Here is a 17,779-nt window from a genome sequence, read left to right as displayed (position 1 = left end):
TCCGTGATGTCGCGGCAATGATGGACGCCGATAGTTAATCCTTCGCAAAGGTCGGGTGGCGCCTCGAACCGACCGGTTGCCCGGTATCTATCCTGGCGATATGGTCAGCAGAAAGGAAAGGGCGGCATGACTAGATCGAAAATCCGCACCAACGATCCGATCGGGTTGCGCAATCGCGTGCTCGACGTTGCGGCGCGATCGTTCCAGTCGTCGGGTTTCGCCGCGACCAGCACGCATGACCTGGTGCGCATGGCGGGGGTTACCGGCGGAGCGCTCCATCATCATTTCCCGACCAAGAAAGCGCTCGCGCTGGCGGTGATCGGCGAGCGGGTCGCGGCCGAATTGGGCGAAACCTGGGTGGCCACGGTCCGCGATGCGCCGAGCGCCGCCGCCGGCATCCTGCAGGCATTCGACACGGTCGCCGCCGCACTCGATGCGCAGGGCTCCGTCTCGGGCTGCCCGCTCGGCAATCTCGCGCTCGAATTGTCGCTGGCCGATGCCGATCTACGCGGCGCGCTGGCGAGCGAATATCGCGTCTGGCGCGACGCCATCGCCGACCGCATCCGCCGTGACCGCGAAAAAGGCGAGGCGTCCTATGCTCCCGATCCGGAGGCTTTCGCCAATGTCGTCATCGCCCTGTTCACGGGCGCGATGACCATCGCCAAGGCCGAACAGGATAGTACCGCGCTCAAGGCCGCTGCCGGCCAGCTTCGCGCGATCATGCGATAGGGGCGAGCGGCGGAGATCGATAAGCTCCGTTTATCCGGATGCTCGCGACGTTGATTTGTAAACCACGGACAGCCATGCCTAAACTGCTCGCGATAATAGGGCAGAGGCGTCTGCCTGCCTCATGCCCGCATTGGAGATGTTGTCGTGCATAGATCGCGCATCAATGGCATTCTGATCGACTGCAACACGGACGATATCGACGCCGCCGCGCACTTCTGGGCGGAAGCGCTGGGCCGGCCGGTCGACCCCGATCATCCCGGTACGCGGGGCAATTACCGGATGCTGGCAACCCCGGAGGGCGAGATCAGCGTGCAGATTCAGCGCGTCGAGCATGACAGCCGGATCCATCTCGATATCGAAACCGACGACATTCCCGCCGAAGTCGAGCGTCTGCAGAAACTCGGCGCGACGATCGATAAGCAATTGGAGCGCTGGGTGGTGATGCGCGCGCCGAGCGGCCAGCGCTTTTGCGTGGTCCGCGTGCAGCGCGACGGGTTTTCGGACGACGCGATCAGTTGGGAGTAATGCCCCCTTCTAAGCCTTCAGCCAGACCACCGCACCGGCGATCAGCGCGATAGGCAGGACGCACATGATAACGGCGACTGCCCACGCCGCCGCACGCCCGAACCTGTCATCGACCTGGTGGATGAGAGTTTCGGCCAACGAGATGAAGACTATGTCTTCCATCAGACAACTATAGCGAGGGTCGTCGCGCCCGCAAATAGGGCTGGCTCTCTCGCCTCTTATGTCGATCATGCTACCCAATGCGCGTGATCCATGTCCTGACCGCGCCTTGGTACCATTATGTCGGCGATCTCGCTGCGTGGGTCGCGGCGTTCCTTGGTGCGCGGTGGGTCTATCGCCACCGTCGCGCCAGCGTTGATGGGCTCGCGAGTCAGACTGCTCCAGGCTATTTCGTCAACCTTGCGGTCGGGGGCGCGCTCGGTGCCTGGTTGCTGGGTTCGCTCAACACGCTTCGCGATACGCGCCCGGTCGTCTCGCATTCGATCGCCGGCGCGCTGGCGGGGGCGATCGTCGCGGTTGAGCTGTGGAAATGGGCGCGCGGGGTGCGCGGGTCGACCGGTGGGCCGTTCGTCATCCCGCTCGCGCTCGGCATCGTCGTCGGCCGCTGGGGGTGCCTGTTCGCGGGGTTAGGCGACCAGACTTATGGTGTGCCGACCGCGCTCCCCTGGGGAGTCGATCTTGGCGACGGCGTATCGCGCCACCCGGTCGAGATCTACGAATCGCTGGCGATGGCGCTGTTCCTCGCACTTTATTGGCGCGCGCTGGTCCGCCATCGCCGCTGGGCGGTCGAGCACGGCTTTCACGCCTTCGTCCTCTTCTATGCCGTCCAGCGATTTGCCTGGGAGTTCCTCAAGCCCTATCCAACATTGATCGGCCCGTTCAACGTGTTCCACTTCGTGATGATCGGACTCAGCGCCTATGCACTCCTCTGGATCGCTCGCGGACGCGCCGCTCCACTCCCCGCCCGACCGTAAGGCGGCGCCCTATATCTTCCACGGCCAGACCACGAGCCTGTGCGAGACCTGCCTCGAGACCGTGCCGGCCAAGGTCATCATCGAGGATGAGTGCGTCTATTACCTCAAGCGCTGCCGAACGCACGGCGTGCAAAAGACGCTGATCAGCGACGACCTGGCCTATTGGCGCTCGCAAAAGGACTGGCTCAAGCCCGGCGACCGCCCCTTGCATACCCAGACAAGGACCGAGGCCGGCTGCCCGTTCGATTGTGGTCTCTGCCCCGACCACGAACAGCATAGCTGCCTGGCGATCGTCGAGATCAATTCAGCCTGCAACCTCGCTTGCCCGGTCTGCTTCGCCGATGCCGAGGACATGCATGGAGGGCATCTGTCGCTCGAGGTGATCGAAGGGATGCTCGACGCGTTGGTCGAGAGCGAAGGCGAGCCGGATCTCGTTCAGCTGTCGGGCGGCGAGCCCACGCTCCATCCGCGCTTCTTCGACATCCTCGACGCCGTGAAGCGCCGCCCGATCCGCCATGTCATGATCAACACCAACGGCCTGCGGATCGCGCAGGAGCCGGAATTCGTCGATCGGCTGGCCAGCTACGCGCCGCGGCTCGAAGTCTATCTCCAGTTCGACAGCCTCAATGACGATGCGCTGATGAATCTGCGCGGCGCGCGGCTGTCGCGCATCCGCCAGGCCGCGCTCGAGCAACTCGAACGCGTCGGGCTGTCGACCACCCTGGTCGCGGTCGTGAAGCGCGGGGTCAACGATCACGAAGTTGCGGCGATCGTCGATCATGCGCTCGACTGGTCGTGCGTGCGCGGCGTGACCTTCCAGCCGGTCCAGGATGCCGGCCGCAATGAAGGATTCGACGCCAAGGCCAACCGCGTGCTGCTGTCGCAGATCAGGCGCGAAGTGGCCAAGGCGGGTGTGTTCGGCATCGAGGACATGATCCCCTTGCCGTGCAATCCCGACCAGATCTGTATCGGCTACGGCCTGCGCGCCGGGCGCAGCGTGACGCCGATCACCTCGCTCTTGCCGCGCGAGCTGATCCTCAACGGCCCCAACACGATCAGCTACGAAGCCTATCCGGCACTGCGCCAGGGCGTGCTCGACCTGCTCAGCCTCGCCACCACGCAATGCAATACCGAGGAGAAACTGGCCGGCGTTTTGTGCTGCCTGCCCCAGGCGCTGGTGCCCGAGCAGCTCGGCTATGCCAACAGCTTCCGCGTCGTCATCCTGCAATTCCTCGACCGCTACAATTTCGACCTGGCGACGGTGAAGCGCAGCTGCGTCCATTTCGTCACGCCGGACCGGCAGATAATACCCTTCGACACCTACAACACTTTCTACCGCCCGGGCGCGGAAGGCGCTGCGGTCGTGGCTAGGGCACGGCAAGACGCAAGGAGGGATCGATGAGGGGATTGTTCGGCGGCCTGCTGCTCGGCATCGGTATCCTGATCATGACGTGCAGCGGGCTGTGCTCGCTGGTGGTCGTGTTCATGGGATTCAGCGAGGCGATGCGCGATCCCTCGATCATCATGCTGCCGCTGGTCGTCGGCGGCGTCCCGTTCGCGATCGGCTTCGGCTTGTTCTGGTGGGGACGGTGGTTGTTGCGCACCGATCCATCGAGGACGCCGCCGCAGCCGTAAGCGGCGCTTACCGCGAATATTTTATACTTGAAACTTTTTCCCGACAGGCCGACCCTCCCGCGATAATCAGGCGAGGAGTCGAATGCGGATCGCGATTGTCGGCGGGGGCCCGGCGGGACTCTATTTCGCGATCAGCATGAAGCTGCGCGATGCGCGCCACGACATCGCCGTATTCGAGCGCAATCGCGCGGACGACACGTTCGGCTGGGGCGTCGTGCTGTCCGAAGAGACGCTCCAGAACCTCGCCGCCAACGATCCGGTCAGCGCAGCGGCGATCCGTGCGCATTTCGCTTATTGGGACGATGTCGCGGTGGTGCATCGCGGCACCCGCACCGTCTCGACCGGGCACGGTTTTTGCGGGATCGGGCGGCGGCGATTGCTGCTGTTGTTGCAGGAGCGCGCGCGGGACCTCGGCGTCGCGCTGAAGTTCGAGAATGAGGTCGCTGACGTCGCGGCGCTGGCGGCCGACTACGACCTCGTCGTCGCTGCCGACGGGCTCAATTCACGCGTCCGCGATGCATTCGCCGATACCTTCCGGCCTGATGTGCAGCTCTATGCCAACAAGTTCGTCTGGCTCGGCACGCACCAGACGTTCGACGACGCGTTCACCTTTATCTTCGAGCCTACCGAGCATGGCTGGATGTGGGCGCACGCCTATCAATTCGAGCCTGGAACCGCGACCTTCATCGTCGAATGCTCGGCCGAGACCTGGGCACGCGCCGGGTTTGGCGACATGAGCCGCGAGGAGTCCATCGCGACGTGCGAGGCCATTTTTGCCGCGCATCTCGGCGGCCAACCCCTCATGTCCAACGCCGGCCATTTGCGCGGTTCGGCCTGGATCAGCTTTCCGCGCGTGCTGTGCGAGACGTGGCGCCGCGGCAATGTGGTGCTGGCGGGCGATGCCGCGGCGAGCGCGCATTTCTCGATCGGCTCGGGCACCAAGCTCGCGCTCGAAAGCGCGGTGGCGCTGGCCGAGGAACTCCACGCCGATCGCCCGCTCGATGACGCGCTGGTGCGCTATGAGGACGCGCGGCGGATCGAAGTGCTGCGGCTGCAATCGGCGGCGCGCAACTCGGCCGAATGGTTCGAGGAAGTCGAACGCTATCTCGACCTCGACCCGGTCCAGTTCACTTATTCGCTGCTCACCCGCTCGCAGCGCATCAGCCACGAGAATCTCCGCCTGCGCGACCATGCCTGGCTGGGCGCTGCCGAAGGCTGGTTCCAGCAACAGGCCGGCGCCGGCAACGCCCCGCGCGCGCCGATGTTCGCGCCGTTCACGCTCCGCGGCATGACGCTCGTCAACCGCGTCGTCGTCTCGCCGATGGCGCAGTACAAGGCGATCGACGGCTGCCCGACCGACTGGCATTTCGCGCATTATGCCGAGCGCGCGAAAGGCGGCGCGGGGCTGGTCTATACCGAGATGACTTGCGTCAGCGCCGACGGACGGATCACGCCGGGCTGTCCCGGTTTCTATGCCCCCGAACACGAAGCGGCGTGGAAGCGGCTGGTCGATTTCGTCCATGCCGAGACCGACGCGAAGATCTGCGCGCAGCTCGGCCATTCGGGCGCCAAGGGCTCGACCCAATTGGGCTGGGAGGAAATGGACGCGCCGCTTGGCGAGGGCAATTGGCCGGTGGTTGCAGCGTCGGCGATCCCCTGGTCGCCCGCCAATCAAATGCCCAAGGCGATGGACCGCGCCGACATGGACATGGTGCGCGACCAGTTCGTCGCCGCCGCGCGCATGGCCGACCGCGCCGGCTTCGACATGATCGAACTGCACATGGCGCATGGCTATCTGCTGTCGAGCTTCATCACCCCGCTGACCAACCGCCGCGACGACGACTATGGCGGCAGCCTCGACAACCGGATGCGTTTCCCGTTGGAGGTGTTCGCCGCGGTGCGCGCCGAGTGGCCCGAGGACAAACCCATCTCGGTGCGGATCTCGGCGAGCGACTGGGTCGGCGAGGACGGGGTGACGCCGCAGGAAGCAGTGGCGATCGCGCGGATGCTCAAACATGCTGGGGTCGATATCGTCGATGTCTCGGCCGGCCAGACCTCGCTCCAGGCGCGCCCGGTCTATGGCCGCATGTTCCAGACGCCGTTCTCCGACCGTATCCGCAACGAGGTCGGCATCGCGACGATGGCGGTCGGCAACATCTATTCGCCCGATCACGTCAATTCGATCCTGATGGCGGGGCGCGCCGATCTCGTCTGCCTCGCCCGCCCGCACCTCGCCGATCCCTATTGGACGCTTCATGCCGCAGCCCGGCTCGGTGACCAGGGGACGCGCTGGCCCGACCCGTATCTCGCCGGGCGCGACCAGCTTTATCGCCTTGCCGAGCGCGGAGAGATGCCATGACGATCGCGGGCAGCCATGCTTTGGTCACCGGCGGCGGCAGCGGGATCGGCCGCGCGATCGCGCTGGCGCTGGCCGAGGCTGGGATCGAGGTAACGATCTGCGGCCGCCGTCAGGACGCACTCGACGCGGTTGAGCATCCGCGCATCCATGGCGTGGCCGCCGACGTCACTGACCCGGCCTCGATCGCCGCACTGTACGAGACCGCGCAACTGGCGCGCGGGCCGTTCGATATCGTCATCGCCAATGCCGGTGCGGCGATGAGCGCGCCCGCCGCGCGGGTGACGCTCGACGACTGGCAGGCGAGCCTCGCGGTCAACCTCACCGGCGCGTTCCTCTCGGTCCAGCCGGCGATCGCGCCGATGACCAAAGCCGGCAGGGGCCGGATCGTGTTCGTCGCCTCGACCGCCGGCTTGAAGGGCTATGCCTATGTCGCGCCTTACGTCGCGGCCAAGCATGGAGTGGTCGGCCTGATGCGCGCGCTTGCTGCCGAAACCGCCAAGAGTGGCGTCACCGTCAATGCGGTGTGCCCGGGTTTTGCCGAGACCGAAATGCTCGCACGTTCGCTCGATGAGATCACTGCCAAGACCGGCCGATCCGAGGAAGAGGCGCGCGCCGCGCTCGTCAACCCGCAAGGGCGCTTTGTTACCCCCGAGGAAGTCGCGGCGGCCGTGCTATGGCTCATCAGCAAGGGGGCAGGGTCGGTCACCGGCCAGGCGATTTCGGTGTCGGGCGGCGAGACATGGTGAGCGCGGTCGCCCGCGTCGCCGACGACGACCGCGCGCGGCTTCGGCTGTGGCTGCGCCTGTTGCGCACGACGCGCGCGATCGAGCGCGAATTGCGCGAACGCCTTGCCAATGTGTTCGACACCACCTTGCCGCGCTTCGACGTCATGGCCGCGCTCGACCGCGCGCCCGAGGGAATGATGATGGGCGAATTGTCGCGCTTCCTGCTCGTCTCCAACGGCAACGTCACCGGGATCGTCGAGCGCCTCGTCGCCGACGGATTGGTTGTACGCAGCCATCGCGACGGTGACCGCCGCGCCGCGATCGTGCGGCTGAGCGATGCCGGCCGCACCGCCTTCGCCGCGATGGCCGCGGCGCATGCGCGCTGGATCGACGAATTGCTCGGCCCGATCGACCCCGATGCCGCGCGCGACCTCAGCACCACGCTCGCCACGTTCCGCAGCCAATGGGAGAATGACGCATGACCGCGATGGCGGAGTTGAAGCCGGCGCATTTCCGCTGGGATGTGGCCGATCGCATCGCGCGCATCCGGCTCGACAATCCGGCGCGCAAGAACCCGCTGACCTTCGACAGCTATGCCGAACTGCGCGACACGTTCCGTGGCCTGGTCGATGCCGACGATGTCGACGCCGTGGTGATCCTGCCCAATGGCGGCAATTTCTGTTCGGGCGGCGACGTCCACGACATCATCGGCCCGCTGGTCGGCATGGACATGAAAGGCCTGCTGCGCTTCACCCGGATGACCGGCGACCTGGTCAAGGCGATGATCGGCTGCGGCAAGCCGGTGATCGCCGCGGTCGATGGTGTCGCGGTCGGCGCCGGCGCGATCATGGCGATGGCAAGCGACCTGCGTCTCGCCACGCCCGCGGCCAAGACCGCGTTCCTGTTTACCCGCGTCGGGCTCGCCGGCTGCGACATGGGCGCGTGCGCGATGCTGCCGCGGATCATCGGCCAGGGTCGCGCCGCCGATCTGCTCTATACCGGCCGCACGATGAGCGCCGAGGAAGGCGAGCGCTGGGGCTTCTACAACCGGCTAGTCGCCGCAGATGCACTCGAGGACGAAGCGCTGGCGCTCGCCGCGCGCATCGTCGCCGGACCGACCTTCGCGCACGGTATCACCAAGACCCAGCTCAACCAGGAATGGTCGATGGGGCTCGACCAGGCGATCGAGGCGGAGGCACAAGCACAGGCGATCTGCATGCAGACGCGCGACTTCGAACGCGCCTATCGCGCCTTCGTCGCCAAACAGCAGCCGGTGTTCGAGGGCAACTGATGGCGCTCGGCCCCACCGGTCATGTCGACGGCTTCGCGCGCGCCAATCTGCCGCCGCCCGAGCAATGGCCCGATCTGTTGCTCGACGGGTTCGATTATCCAGATTGGCTCAATGCCGGGGTCGAATTGTGCGATGCCCAGGTCGTCGCCGGGCATGGCGACCGCGTCGCGCTGATCGGCAATGGGCGCGCGCGGACGTACAAAGAGCTCGCCGACTGGTCGAACCGCATCGCGCATGCGCTGGTCGAGGATTATGGCGTCGTGCCGGGCCATCGCGTGCTGATCCGCGGCCCCAACAACCCGGCGATGGTCGCCTGCTGGCTCGCCGCGACCAAGGCGGGTGCGGTGGTGGTCAACACCATGCCGATGCTGCGCGCCGCCGAACTCGCCAAGATCGTCGACAAGGCGGAAGTAAGCCTGGCGCTGTGCGACACGCGAGCGCTCGACGAGCTCGTCGCCTGCGCTAAAAGCAGCAGATTCCTTGCCAAGGTAATCGGCTTCGACGGCACCGCCAATCACGATGCCGAACTCGACCGTGCCGCTTTGTCCAAGCCGGTGCGGTTCGACGCGGTTCGCACCGGGCGCGACGACGTCGCCTTGCTCGGCTTCACTTCGGGCACCACCGGCGAGCCCAAGGCGACGATGCATTTCCATCGCGACCTGCTGATCATCGCCGACGGCTATGCCCGCGAAGTGCTGGGAGTCACGCCAGACGACATCTTCGTCGGCTCGCCGCCGCTCGCCTTCACTTTCGGGCTCGGCGGCCTCGCGATCTTCCCGCTGCGCTTCGGCGCTGCCGCCGCCCTGCTCGAACAGGCCTCGCCCGCCAACATGGTCGAGTTGATCGAACGCCACCGCGCGACGATCAGCTTCACTGCGCCGACCGCCTACCGCGCGATGATGGCGGCGATGGAGGAAGGCGCCGATCTCTCGTCGCTGCGCCTCGCGGTGTCGGCGGGCGAGACCTTGCCCGCACCGGTCTATGAGGAATGGGCGCGGCGGACGGGCAAGCCGATCCTCGACGGCATCGGCTCGACCGAATTACTCCACATCTTCATCACCAACCGGGTCGACGATCGCGCGCCGGGCGCGACCGGCCGCGCGGTCGGCGGATACGAAGCGCGGATCGTCGACGATGCGATGCGCGATGTGCCGGTGGGCGAGGTCGGCCGCCTGGCGGTGCGCGGGCCGACCGGCTGCCGCTATCTCGCCGATCCGCGCCAGCGCGACTATGTCCGCGACGGCTGGAACCTGACCGGCGACAGCTTCCGCCAGGACGCGGATGGCCGTTACCATTTTGCCGCGCGCTCGGACGATATGATCGTCTCGGCCGGCTATAATATCGCAGGACCGGAGGTCGAGGCGGCGCTGCTTGCGCATCCGATCGTGCGCGAATGCGCGGTGATCGGCGCGCCCGATCCCGATCGCGGCCAGATCGTCGAGGCGCATGTCGTGCTGATCGAGGACGCCGCGCCCGACGCGCTCACCGTCAAATTGCTCCAGGATCACGTCAAGGCGGTGATCGCCCCGTACAAATATCCGCGCGCGATCCGCTTCGTCGACGCTCTGCCCAAGACCGCGACGGGCAAGATCCAGCGCTTCCGGCTGCGCCAGGCCGCCGCCGCTTCGCGAAAGGCCGATCATGCATGACATATTGCAGCCCGCCGGTTGGGCGCCCCCGCTCGGCTATGCCAATGGCGTCGCGGCGGAAGGGCGGCTGATCGCCGTCGGCGGTCAGATCGGCTGGAATGCCCAGCAGCAATTCGACAGCGACGACCTGGTCGATCAGGTGCGCCAGACGCTCGCCAATGTGGTCGCGGTGCTCGCCGCGGGCGGCGCCGCGCCCGAGCATCTCGTCTCGCTGACCTGGTACGTCACCGATATCGAGGACTATGTCGCGCGCCAAAAAGACATCGGCCGCGCCTATCGCGACACGATCGGCAAACACTTCCCCGCCATGGCGCTGGTCCAGGTCGTCCGCCTGGTCGAACCACGAGCCAAGGTCGAGATCCAGGCGATGGCAGTGGTGCCAAGCGACCCGGCCTAGAACCCGAACGTCGGAGCGACTGCAAACCGTCACGGTGCTGACATCGGCCTGTCACATGGCGGACGCAACGAAGGATCCGGACGACGGAGACGGGCGTGCGCTTCCTGATAGTCGAGGACGATCCGGTGATCGCCGAGCATATTGTTGCCGGGCTGGGTCTGCATGGCCACGAGACGACGCTCGCTCAGACCGGGTCGGAGGCGATCCTGATGCTCGACCGGCGGCCGCACGACGCCGTCGTGCTCGATCGCCTGTTGCCCGACATCAATGGCCTGTCGGTGATCGATCATGTCCGGCGCCAAGGCAATACGGTGCCGGTGCTGATGTTGAGCGCATTGGGCTCGGTCAAGGACCGGATCGAGGGGCTCGAGGTCGGCGCCGACGATTATCTCGCCAAGCCGTTCGACATGGACGAGCTCGCCGCGCGGCTGAGCGCGATCGCGCGCCGCAACGTATCCCGGCCGGAAGGATCGCGACTCCAGGTCGGTCGGCTCGAACTCGACCCGAGCAGTCACCGCGCGCGCTATTGCGACGCCTCGGCCGCGCTCAACCGCAAGCAATATTCGCTGCTCGCCCATCTGATGCGCAATACCGATCGCCTCGTCACCCGGTCGATGCTGCTCGAAAGCGTCTGGGCCTATTCCTTCTCGCCGACCACCAATATCGTCGAGAGCAATATGAGCCGGCTGCGCACGGCATTGTTGGCGCTCGGCTGCGACCCGATCGAGACCCAGCGCGGCGCCGGCTATATCTTGCGGTCGGATCGGTGCGCCTGATCCCGTGGGCTTTGGCGCGGTCGCCGCGTGTCGGCCGGCTCGCGATCCAGTTCGGCATGGCGTTCGCGATCGCGATGCTCGCGGTCGGCATGATCGGATTCAGCGCGGCGGATTCCTGGGTGTCGAGCCGCATCGACGCGTCGCTGCGCTATCACGCCGCCAAATATCTCCAGCCGGTCGACGGCCATGGTGCGGACGATGCCGCGGTGGCGGCCAAGATCCTCGACTGGCAGCGCCGCAAGGTGCTCAGCGAGCGGACTTATGTGCTGTTCGGCCGCGACGGCGCCCGGATCGCGGGACGGCTCGACATCACGCCACTGCCGCCGGGCTTTTCCGACGTTCGTTTTCTCGGCGGCGGCCATAACTATCAGGAAGGGCGCGCTCTTGCGACGCGGCTACCGAGCGGCAGCTTGCTGGTGATCGTCCAGCATAGCGAGGCGGCGGCCAGCCTTCACGCGCTGCTGCCCGGCATCGTATTGGCGATCTCGCTGGTTGCGTTGGTGATGGGCGTATCGGCGACCTTCCTGTTCGCGCGGCTGACGGCGAATCGGCTCGCGGAGACGCAGAGCACCGCGGACGCCATCGCCGCGGGCGATCTCAGCCGGCGCATTCCGACCGACCGGCTCGACGGCATGTTCGCGGTCCAGGCCGACAGCCTCAACCGCATGATTGACCGGATGGAGGAACTGGTCCGCGCCCAGCGCCTGTTCTCGAGCAACCTCGCGCACGATTTGCGCACGCCGCTGACCCGTTTGCGCGGCACGCTCGCGCGCGGTGTCGCCGATGGCGACCCGGCCCTGTCGGGCACGTTCGAGCGGGCCGAACGCGAATGCGCGTCGATCATCGCGATCTTCGACGCGTTGTTGCGCCTCGCCGAGATCGAGACCGGCCGGCATCCTTCGGCGATGGCCACGCTGTCGCTCCGGCCGCTGATCGAGGATGTCGCCGACACGATGGACCCGGTGATCGCCGATCGCGGCGGCACGCTCGAAGTCGGGCGGCTCGACGACGTTTCGATCACCGGCGATTCCGACCTGATCAACCAGTTGCTGATCAACCTGCTCGAAAATGTAGCCACGCACACGCCCGCTGGGACGCGCGCGCGGCTGTCGCTCGAACGCGATGCCGATGGCGCGGTGATCACGATCCGCGACGATGGGCCGGGCCTGGCCGCCGCCGACCTGGTACGGGTGACTCGCCCGTTCGAGCGCGGGGCGAGCGCGTCGGCCGCGCGGGGCAGCGGGCTCGGGCTCGCCATCGCGCAGGCGATCGTCCGCTTCCACCACGGGCGGATCGACCTGGCCGACGCCGCGCCAGGGCTCGAGGTGCGCGTGCGCATCCCCGCCAACGATTCGCCTGGCCCGCTCGCCGACGCCGGCGCTGCGGCTGTCTGATCCATATTGTCGTTGGCGCTGGTCCGATTTGACACCGGAGATGTGACAAGCCGGTGATGGCAAAATTCTAAGTTTGCAATGTTGCCACTTTCGACCCGGTCGCGGGCCGCAGAGTCACGGAACCGTCATCACGCGCACCTAGCGGCCGCTCATGACGTCGGCGCTTTCGGGCACCGTCGGTCCCAGGGGTGACAACGAAGGAAGCAGTGATGATCGCCAGATACTGGGTGCCGTCCGCGCTCGCGGCGGGCCTAGCCGTGTCGTGCGTCCAGGCGAGCCCGTTGCCGCCGCAAATGGCTGCAGCGCCCGCCGCCGCCGAGAAGGACGCCACGCCGCCGCTGCTCGACCCCACCGAATTCGCGCCTGACCGCACCTTCGCGCCCCCGCCGCCACGCAATTCGCGGCTCGAAGCGCTCGAGCTCCAGCGGGTGAAAGCGTTGCGTGCCGCCGCCTCGCCCGAGCGCCTCGCCCAGGCCGAGCGCGACGGCGAAACTGAAAATCCCACCGCGTTCGATCAGGCGGCGGGGCGCGACCTCGCCGGGCTTCCCGCGACGTACGCGCTGCTCACGCGGATCCAGCGCGAAACCAACCGCGTAGTCAGCGCGGGCAAAGACTATTTTCGGCGGCTGAGGCCTTATGGTGTCGACCCGCAGATGGCGCATTGCGGCAAGGGGAAGGTCGCCGATCGCGGCTATCCCAGCGGCCATGGCGGCATGGCCTGGTCGGTCGGCTGGGCGCTCGCCCGGCTGATGCCCGACCGCGCGCCCGCCATCATCGCGCGGGCGCAGGATTATTCGCTCAGCCGCGAAATCTGCGGCGTTCACTTCCAGTCCGATCTGGAAGCCAGCCACGGCGTCGCGGTGATGATCGCCGACCGCCTGCTCGCCGATCCGCGCCTGGCCGATCAGGTCGCCGCCGCGCGCCGCGAACTCGCCCGACCGTAACCGACCTATTTGCCGAACTGGGGATGACGATGAACCGACGTGTTTTCCGTGCCACCTTGCTCGCGGCCGCCGCGACCGGCGCCTTCCTGCTTCCCGCGGCCGCGGTCGCAGGCCCCGATGCCGCCGCGCCCGTGGCCAAGGATGCCAATGCCAACGCACCCGCCAAGGACGCGTCGACCCCCGCTGCCGACGACCAGTCGACCAGTGCCAACCAGAAGGGGCAGGCCAACGACAAGCAGTCGCTGACCTCCTCCGACATCATCGTCACCGGGTCGCGGGCCGCCGAAAGCGCGCCGATCACCGCGTCGCTTACCACCACCCAGCCGCAATCGGCGGTCAGCCGCGATTATATCGACAATGCGACCGCGACTTCGGACTTCAACGAGCTGATCGCGCTGACTCCGGGCGTGTCGATCTCGGGTGCCGGCAACGGCTATGGCCTGGGCGAGACCAAGGCGACGATCCGCGGGTTCCAGGATGGCGAATATAACGTCACTTACGATTCGATCCCCTTCGCCGATACCAACAACCCGACCCACCATTCGACCTCGTTCTTCCCGTCGAACACGATCGAGACCGTCGTCGTCGACCGCGGTCCGGGCAATGCCAGCCAGCTCGGTCAGGCCAGCTTCGGCGGCAACATCAACATGTATTCGCGCGGCGTGAAGGACCAGATGGGCGGCCAGGTCGAGGCGATCCTGGGCAATTGGAACACCTTCGTCGCCCGCGCCGAGCTCCAATCGGGCAAGATCGACAGCCTGGGCGGCACGCGTATCGTGCTGACCGGCCAGTATCTGCGCTCCGACGGCGCGCTGACCTATTCGCCGGTCGGCTCGAAGAACCTCTATGCCAAGGCGGTGGTGCCGATCGGCAGCGCCAACACGCTGACCATCATGAGTACGTGGAACCGCAACCATTATTATCAGTCGGACGTGCTGAAAGGTGCGACCTGCGGCAGCGCGCAAAAGGGTTACACGACCGTCGATCCCGTCACCGGAAAGACGGTAACCTTCGCCAATGCGGCCCTCGGCGCCGACGGCCAGCCGCTGTCCCAATTGACCGGGGAGAATTGCTCGACCGCTTCGAACGTCGGAGTCTATGGCCGCAATTACGGCCTGGGCAACGATCCGACGCAGCAGGATTACTGGAAGTACAACCGCACCGACAAGACCACCGATTTCTCCTACCTGCGGCTGCAGAGCGATGTCGGATCGGGGTTCTCGATGGACAACCGTGCGTACATGTACGGCTACACCAACAATACCTGGTCGGGAAATACCGGCAATGTCGTCACCGGCTTCTCCGGCGCGGGCACGCCCGCCTCGCCATACAAGGCGGTGGCGGGGCCGGCGACCGACATCCTCGGCTATAGCAAGATGAACAAATATCGCGTGTTCGGCTATATCGGCCAGCTCAACTACGATTTCTCGATGGGCAAAATTCGCGTCGGCGGCTGGTATGAATATGCCGTCACCGACCGCCACAATATCGATTTCGATCTCACGACGGGCCAACCGAGCTATAATGAGAAAGCCAATCTCGGCACCCCCGCGACGAGCGCGCTGCCTCCGACGACACTTGCCAACATCGGCTACGTCCAGCATTCGACATGGAACCAGTATCAGCTGTTCGCCGAATTCGAATTCCGGCCGATCGCCAGCCTGTCGATCACCCCAGGCGTCAAATACGTGCATTTCAACCGCTCGATCGATGCCGCGGTCAACCAGAAGTCGCGCCTGCCGCTCGATACCTCGGCGACCTGGACCAAGACGCTGCCGTTCCTGACGGTCAATTGGCAGGCGATGACCAACTGGTCGTTCTACGCGCAATATGCCCAGGGCATGTACGTCCCCGATCTGTCGAGTTTCTATTCGTCCTCGGGCCAGCTTTCGACCGCGCTCGATAGCCTCAAGCCGCAGACCACGACCAATTATCAAATCGGCACCGTGTGGCACGGCAGCAAGTTCTCGGTCGACGCCGACGGTTATATCATCAACGTCAACAACAAGATCGGCACCTGCACCACGGTCGGCTGCGACACGACCCTGCTCGTGAATATCGGCCAGGTCCGGTACAAGGGCGTCGAGGGCCAGGTCAGCTATATGCCGCTCACCGGCCTGACTCTGTTCGCCAACGGATCGTACAATTATGCGCGTAGCGTTTCGACCGGGGCGCAGATCGCCAAGGCGCCATTCTCCACCGCGGCGGCGGGGTTCATCTATCGCAACGGCGGCTTCCGCCTGTCGTTCAATCAGAAATATACCGGTCCGCAATATGCCACCGAGTTCAACGGCAACCCGAACCTGCGGCTGTATCGCATCAAGCCCTATAGCATCGGCGATTTCGCGATCAGCCAGGAGATCGGCAGGAACCTGCGGCTGGGCGTAACCGTCAACAACGTGTTCAACAGCCGCGCTGTCACCGCGATCGCCAACAGCTCGTCGGGCGCGCCGACCGTCACGATCAACGGCACCAGCTATCAGAGCGGCTATGGTCAGCTCGACCAGTTCAATTACCTGCCACCGCGCTCGTTCCAGGTCTCGGCGCGGCTGAAGTTCTGATCGCGCGCCAGCGCCCTGCGGCCGGCCGTGCAAAAACAGCCAGCAAGCAAAAAGATCGGCACGTCGCGCCGCGCCTCCGGTCTTTTCCGGACTGCAGCCGGCTGGTAAGGTCAGGTAGATCGAGGGTCGGTCAGTTGCCCGGGTACTCGCGGCTGTGGGGGCACGCGAGATGGGCGGACCAGTCACGATCGGTCGGCGCGGGGTCGCATCCGCTGCTCACTGGGCGTTGCTCATTGGGCGTCCCCAGTTCGGGCGCGCCGACCGACACGTATAGGGTCCGGGCGCGGCGACGGCCAAGGTCGTTGCGCACTGCCCGGCAGAGGGTGGGGTTTGATGGTCAATCGCCGCGCGGTCGTCGCGGGATCTCTGGCATTTGCCGCCGCGGCGCGCGCCGGGATCGGCCGTGCCGCCGATCCTCGCTCCGATCCGCGCGATATCGCCCGCGACGATTGGGCTCCGGTCGACGCGATCGTCGCGCGAATGCGGGCACCGGTCTTCCCCGCCGCCACCTTCTCGATCCTCGATCACGGCGCCAGGCATGGCACCCCGGCGCACCTCGCCGTCCAGGCGGCGATCGATACCTGCGCCGCGGCCGGCGGCGGCCGCGTGCTCGTCCCGGCAGGGGTGTGGCGGATCAACGGTGCGATCCATCTCCGTTCCAATGTCGATCTCCATCTCGATCGCGACGCCGTGCTCCGTTTCGGCAAACCGGGGGAGATCGTGCTGCCGATCGTCCTCACCCGCTGGGAAGGGATCGAAGTCTATAATTACTCGCCGCTGATTTACGCGCGCGATTGCACCAACGTCGCGATCACCGGGCAGGGCGTGTGCGATGGTCAGGGCGGGCAGGGCTTCTTCCAATGGCGCCCGCACCAGGATCGCGACAAGGCGGCGCTGCGCGACATGGGCGAGGCCGGCACGCCGGTCGCCGATCGCCGCTTCGGTCCCGGCCATTTCCTGCGTCCGGCCTTCGTCCAGTTCTTCCGCTGTACCAATGTGCTGATCGACGGGCCGAAATTCGTCGATTCGCCGTTCTGGACGATCCACCCGGTCTATTCGACCAATGTCATCGTGCGCAACGTCACGGTGATCAGCCACCACCTCAATTCGGACGGCTGTGACCCCGATTCGTGCCAGGACGTGCTGATCGAACATTGCCGCTTCGACGTTTCCGATGACTGTATCGCGATCAAATCGGGCCGCGACCAGGACGGCTGGCGGGTCGGTCGGCCGACCCGTAACGTCGTCATCCGCGATTGCCAGATGTCGACCCATATCGCCGGCGCGATCGCGATCGGCAGCGAGATGTCGGGCGGCGCGTCCAACATCTTCGCCGAACGGCTGGAGGTCCACCACGCCAAGCAGGCGCTGTACTTCAAGGCCAATCTCGACCGCGGCGGCACCATCGCCCAGGTCCGCGTGCGCGATGTGAAGGTGCGCGACAGCGACACGCTGATCGATTTCACCACCGCCTATCACCATAGCCGCGGCGGCAACGCGCCCCCGACCTACAAGCAATTCACCGTCGAGCGCGTCGATTGCCACAATACTGGCCGCGCGCTGCGCATCGTCGGCGTGGAAGCGGCGCCGGTCGAGGACGTGCTGATCCGCGACGTGACGGTCGGCAAAGCGCGCGAGCGGAACGTGATCGCGCATACCCGGGATCTGCGGTTGGACGGCGTGCGGGTGAATGGACAGGTGTTGGTGGCCTAGAGTTTGTTTCAGCAAAGCTGAAACGGTAGCGGTGCCGGCCCTCTCCCCCACCCGACCTCCCAATCAGGGTATTCTATGGGAGGCCGGGTGGGGGAGAGGGGGAGAGG

17 protein-coding genes are annotated in these 17,779 nt (G+C 66.0%); 16 read left to right on the top strand and 1 reads right to left on the bottom strand.

Translation table 11 applies throughout. The features are described from left to right. Positions 1-126: 126 nt before the first annotated feature. The gene (locus tag AC1DQQ_RS21615) at positions 127-729 is read left to right on the top strand and encodes an LmrA/YxaF family transcription factor (RefSeq protein ID WP_478046727.1); all 603 of its coding nucleotides are present in this window, start codon (positions 127-129) and stop codon (positions 727-729) included. A 144-nt stretch (positions 730-873) separates the two neighbouring features. Further along, positions 874-1,254, top strand: a complete 381-nt coding sequence (locus tag AC1DQQ_RS21610) for a VOC family protein (RefSeq protein ID WP_478031968.1) — start codon at positions 874-876, stop codon at positions 1,252-1,254. 9 nt (positions 1,255-1,263) lie between these two features. Here the strand turns inward: AC1DQQ_RS21610 and AC1DQQ_RS21605 are convergent, their stop codons facing one another. After that, entirely contained in the window at positions 1,264-1,416 is a 153-nt protein-coding gene (locus tag AC1DQQ_RS21605; RefSeq protein ID WP_478031966.1) for a hypothetical protein, read from the bottom strand. A gap of 77 nt (positions 1,417-1,493) precedes the next feature. Here AC1DQQ_RS21605 and AC1DQQ_RS21600 point away from each other — a divergent pair, with 77 nt between their 5' ends. The 14 genes from AC1DQQ_RS21600 (at position 1,494) to AC1DQQ_RS21535 (ending at position 17,672) form a co-directional block, all read left to right on the top strand. Further along, positions 1,494-2,228: a prolipoprotein diacylglyceryl transferase family protein gene (locus AC1DQQ_RS21600; protein ID WP_478031965.1), complete on the top strand. Its 735-nt coding sequence runs from the start codon at positions 1,494-1,496 to the stop codon at positions 2,226-2,228. Further along, positions 2,173-3,630, top strand: coding sequence for a radical SAM protein (locus AC1DQQ_RS21595; RefSeq protein WP_478046726.1), 1,458 nt, complete (start codon positions 2,173-2,175; stop codon positions 3,628-3,630). Before AC1DQQ_RS21600 ends, AC1DQQ_RS21595 begins: the two co-directional genes overlap by 56 nt. Beyond that, positions 3,627-3,863 (top strand): hypothetical protein, encoded by a 237-nt coding sequence (locus AC1DQQ_RS21590; protein WP_478046725.1) that lies wholly within the window; start codon positions 3,627-3,629, stop codon positions 3,861-3,863. Before AC1DQQ_RS21595 ends, AC1DQQ_RS21590 begins: the two co-directional genes overlap by 4 nt. 82 nt (positions 3,864-3,945) lie before the next feature. Next, positions 3,946-6,222, top strand: coding sequence for a bifunctional salicylyl-CoA 5-hydroxylase/oxidoreductase (locus AC1DQQ_RS21585; protein WP_478046724.1), 2,277 nt, complete (start codon positions 3,946-3,948; stop codon positions 6,220-6,222). Then, on the top strand, positions 6,219-6,968 hold the full coding sequence (locus AC1DQQ_RS21580; protein WP_478046723.1) for an SDR family NAD(P)-dependent oxidoreductase: 750 nt from the start codon (positions 6,219-6,221) through the stop codon (positions 6,966-6,968). The genes AC1DQQ_RS21585 and AC1DQQ_RS21580 overlap by 4 nt, the downstream gene beginning before the upstream one ends. Then, positions 6,962-7,429, top strand: a complete 468-nt coding sequence (locus AC1DQQ_RS21575) for a MarR family winged helix-turn-helix transcriptional regulator (protein WP_478031958.1) — start codon at positions 6,962-6,964, stop codon at positions 7,427-7,429. Before AC1DQQ_RS21580 ends, AC1DQQ_RS21575 begins: the two co-directional genes overlap by 7 nt. After that, the gene (locus AC1DQQ_RS21570; RefSeq protein WP_478046722.1) at positions 7,426-8,238 is read left to right on the top strand and encodes an enoyl-CoA hydratase family protein; all 813 of its coding nucleotides are present in this window, start codon (positions 7,426-7,428) and stop codon (positions 8,236-8,238) included. The genes AC1DQQ_RS21575 and AC1DQQ_RS21570 overlap by 4 nt, the downstream gene beginning before the upstream one ends. After that, positions 8,238-9,887: an AMP-binding protein gene (locus AC1DQQ_RS21565; RefSeq protein WP_478042726.1), complete on the top strand. Its 1,650-nt coding sequence runs from the start codon at positions 8,238-8,240 to the stop codon at positions 9,885-9,887. Before AC1DQQ_RS21570 ends, AC1DQQ_RS21565 begins: the two co-directional genes overlap by 1 nt. Continuing rightward, on the top strand, positions 9,880-10,284 hold the full coding sequence (locus tag AC1DQQ_RS21560) for a RidA family protein (protein WP_478042725.1): 405 nt from the start codon (positions 9,880-9,882) through the stop codon (positions 10,282-10,284). The genes AC1DQQ_RS21565 and AC1DQQ_RS21560 overlap by 8 nt, the downstream gene beginning before the upstream one ends. A gap of 95 nt (positions 10,285-10,379) precedes the next feature. Continuing rightward, entirely contained in the window at positions 10,380-11,060 is a 681-nt protein-coding gene (locus AC1DQQ_RS21555; protein ID WP_478042724.1) for a response regulator transcription factor, read from the top strand. Next, entirely contained in the window at positions 11,051-12,454 is a 1,404-nt protein-coding gene (locus AC1DQQ_RS21550) for a sensor histidine kinase (protein ID WP_478046721.1), read from the top strand. Before AC1DQQ_RS21555 ends, AC1DQQ_RS21550 begins: the two co-directional genes overlap by 10 nt. 209 nt (positions 12,455-12,663) lie before the next feature. Then, a complete protein-coding gene (locus tag AC1DQQ_RS21545) occupies positions 12,664-13,398 on the top strand; it encodes a phosphatase PAP2 family protein (protein WP_478046720.1) in 735 nt (244 codons plus the stop codon). 29 nt (positions 13,399-13,427) lie between these two features. Then, on the top strand, positions 13,428-15,959 hold the full coding sequence (locus tag AC1DQQ_RS21540; RefSeq protein ID WP_478046719.1) for a TonB-dependent receptor: 2,532 nt from the start codon (positions 13,428-13,430) through the stop codon (positions 15,957-15,959). 333 nt (positions 15,960-16,292) lie between these two features. Further along, positions 16,293-17,672, top strand: coding sequence for a glycoside hydrolase family 28 protein (locus AC1DQQ_RS21535; protein WP_478046718.1), 1,380 nt, complete (start codon positions 16,293-16,295; stop codon positions 17,670-17,672). Positions 17,673-17,779 lie beyond the last annotated feature (107 nt).

This window comes from Sphingomonas sp. P4_G3 (genome assembly GCF_056401105.1).
This window is presented reverse-complemented; position numbering and strand designations above follow the sequence as displayed.

What these genes read in the sequence shown, in the direction of transcription:
- AC1DQQ_RS21575 (WP_478031958.1), top strand. Translation starts at nt 6,962, where the DNA reads ATGGTGAGCGCGGTCGCCCGCGTCGCCGACGACGACCGCGCGCGGCTT.
- AC1DQQ_RS21580 (WP_478046723.1), top strand. Translation starts at nt 6,219, where the DNA reads ATGACGATCGCGGGCAGCCATGCTTTGGTCACCGGCGGCGGCAGCGGG.
- AC1DQQ_RS21590 (WP_478046725.1), top strand. Translation starts at nt 3,627, where the DNA reads ATGAGGGGATTGTTCGGCGGCCTGCTGCTCGGCATCGGTATCCTGATC.
- AC1DQQ_RS21570 (WP_478046722.1), top strand. Translation starts at nt 7,426, where the DNA reads ATGACCGCGATGGCGGAGTTGAAGCCGGCGCATTTCCGCTGGGATGTG.
- AC1DQQ_RS21565 (WP_478042726.1), top strand. Translation starts at nt 8,238, where the DNA reads ATGGCGCTCGGCCCCACCGGTCATGTCGACGGCTTCGCGCGCGCCAAT.
- AC1DQQ_RS21545 (WP_478046720.1), top strand. Translation starts at nt 12,664, where the DNA reads ATGATCGCCAGATACTGGGTGCCGTCCGCGCTCGCGGCGGGCCTAGCC.
- AC1DQQ_RS21540 (WP_478046719.1), top strand. Translation starts at nt 13,428, where the DNA reads ATGAACCGACGTGTTTTCCGTGCCACCTTGCTCGCGGCCGCCGCGACC.
- AC1DQQ_RS21560 (WP_478042725.1), top strand. Translation starts at nt 9,880, where the DNA reads ATGCATGACATATTGCAGCCCGCCGGTTGGGCGCCCCCGCTCGGCTAT.
- AC1DQQ_RS21535 (WP_478046718.1), top strand. Translation starts at nt 16,293, where the DNA reads ATGGTCAATCGCCGCGCGGTCGTCGCGGGATCTCTGGCATTTGCCGCC.
- AC1DQQ_RS21600 (WP_478031965.1), top strand. Translation starts at nt 1,494, where the DNA reads ATGCGCGTGATCCATGTCCTGACCGCGCCTTGGTACCATTATGTCGGC.
- AC1DQQ_RS21595 (WP_478046726.1), top strand. Translation starts at nt 2,173, where the DNA reads ATGCACTCCTCTGGATCGCTCGCGGACGCGCCGCTCCACTCCCCGCCC.
- AC1DQQ_RS21615 (WP_478046727.1), top strand. Translation starts at nt 127, where the DNA reads ATGACTAGATCGAAAATCCGCACCAACGATCCGATCGGGTTGCGCAAT.
- AC1DQQ_RS21585 (WP_478046724.1), top strand. Translation starts at nt 3,946, where the DNA reads ATGCGGATCGCGATTGTCGGCGGGGGCCCGGCGGGACTCTATTTCGCG.
- AC1DQQ_RS21605 (WP_478031966.1), bottom strand. Translation starts at nt 1,416, where the DNA reads ATGGAAGACATAGTCTTCATCTCGTTGGCCGAAACTCTCATCCACCAG.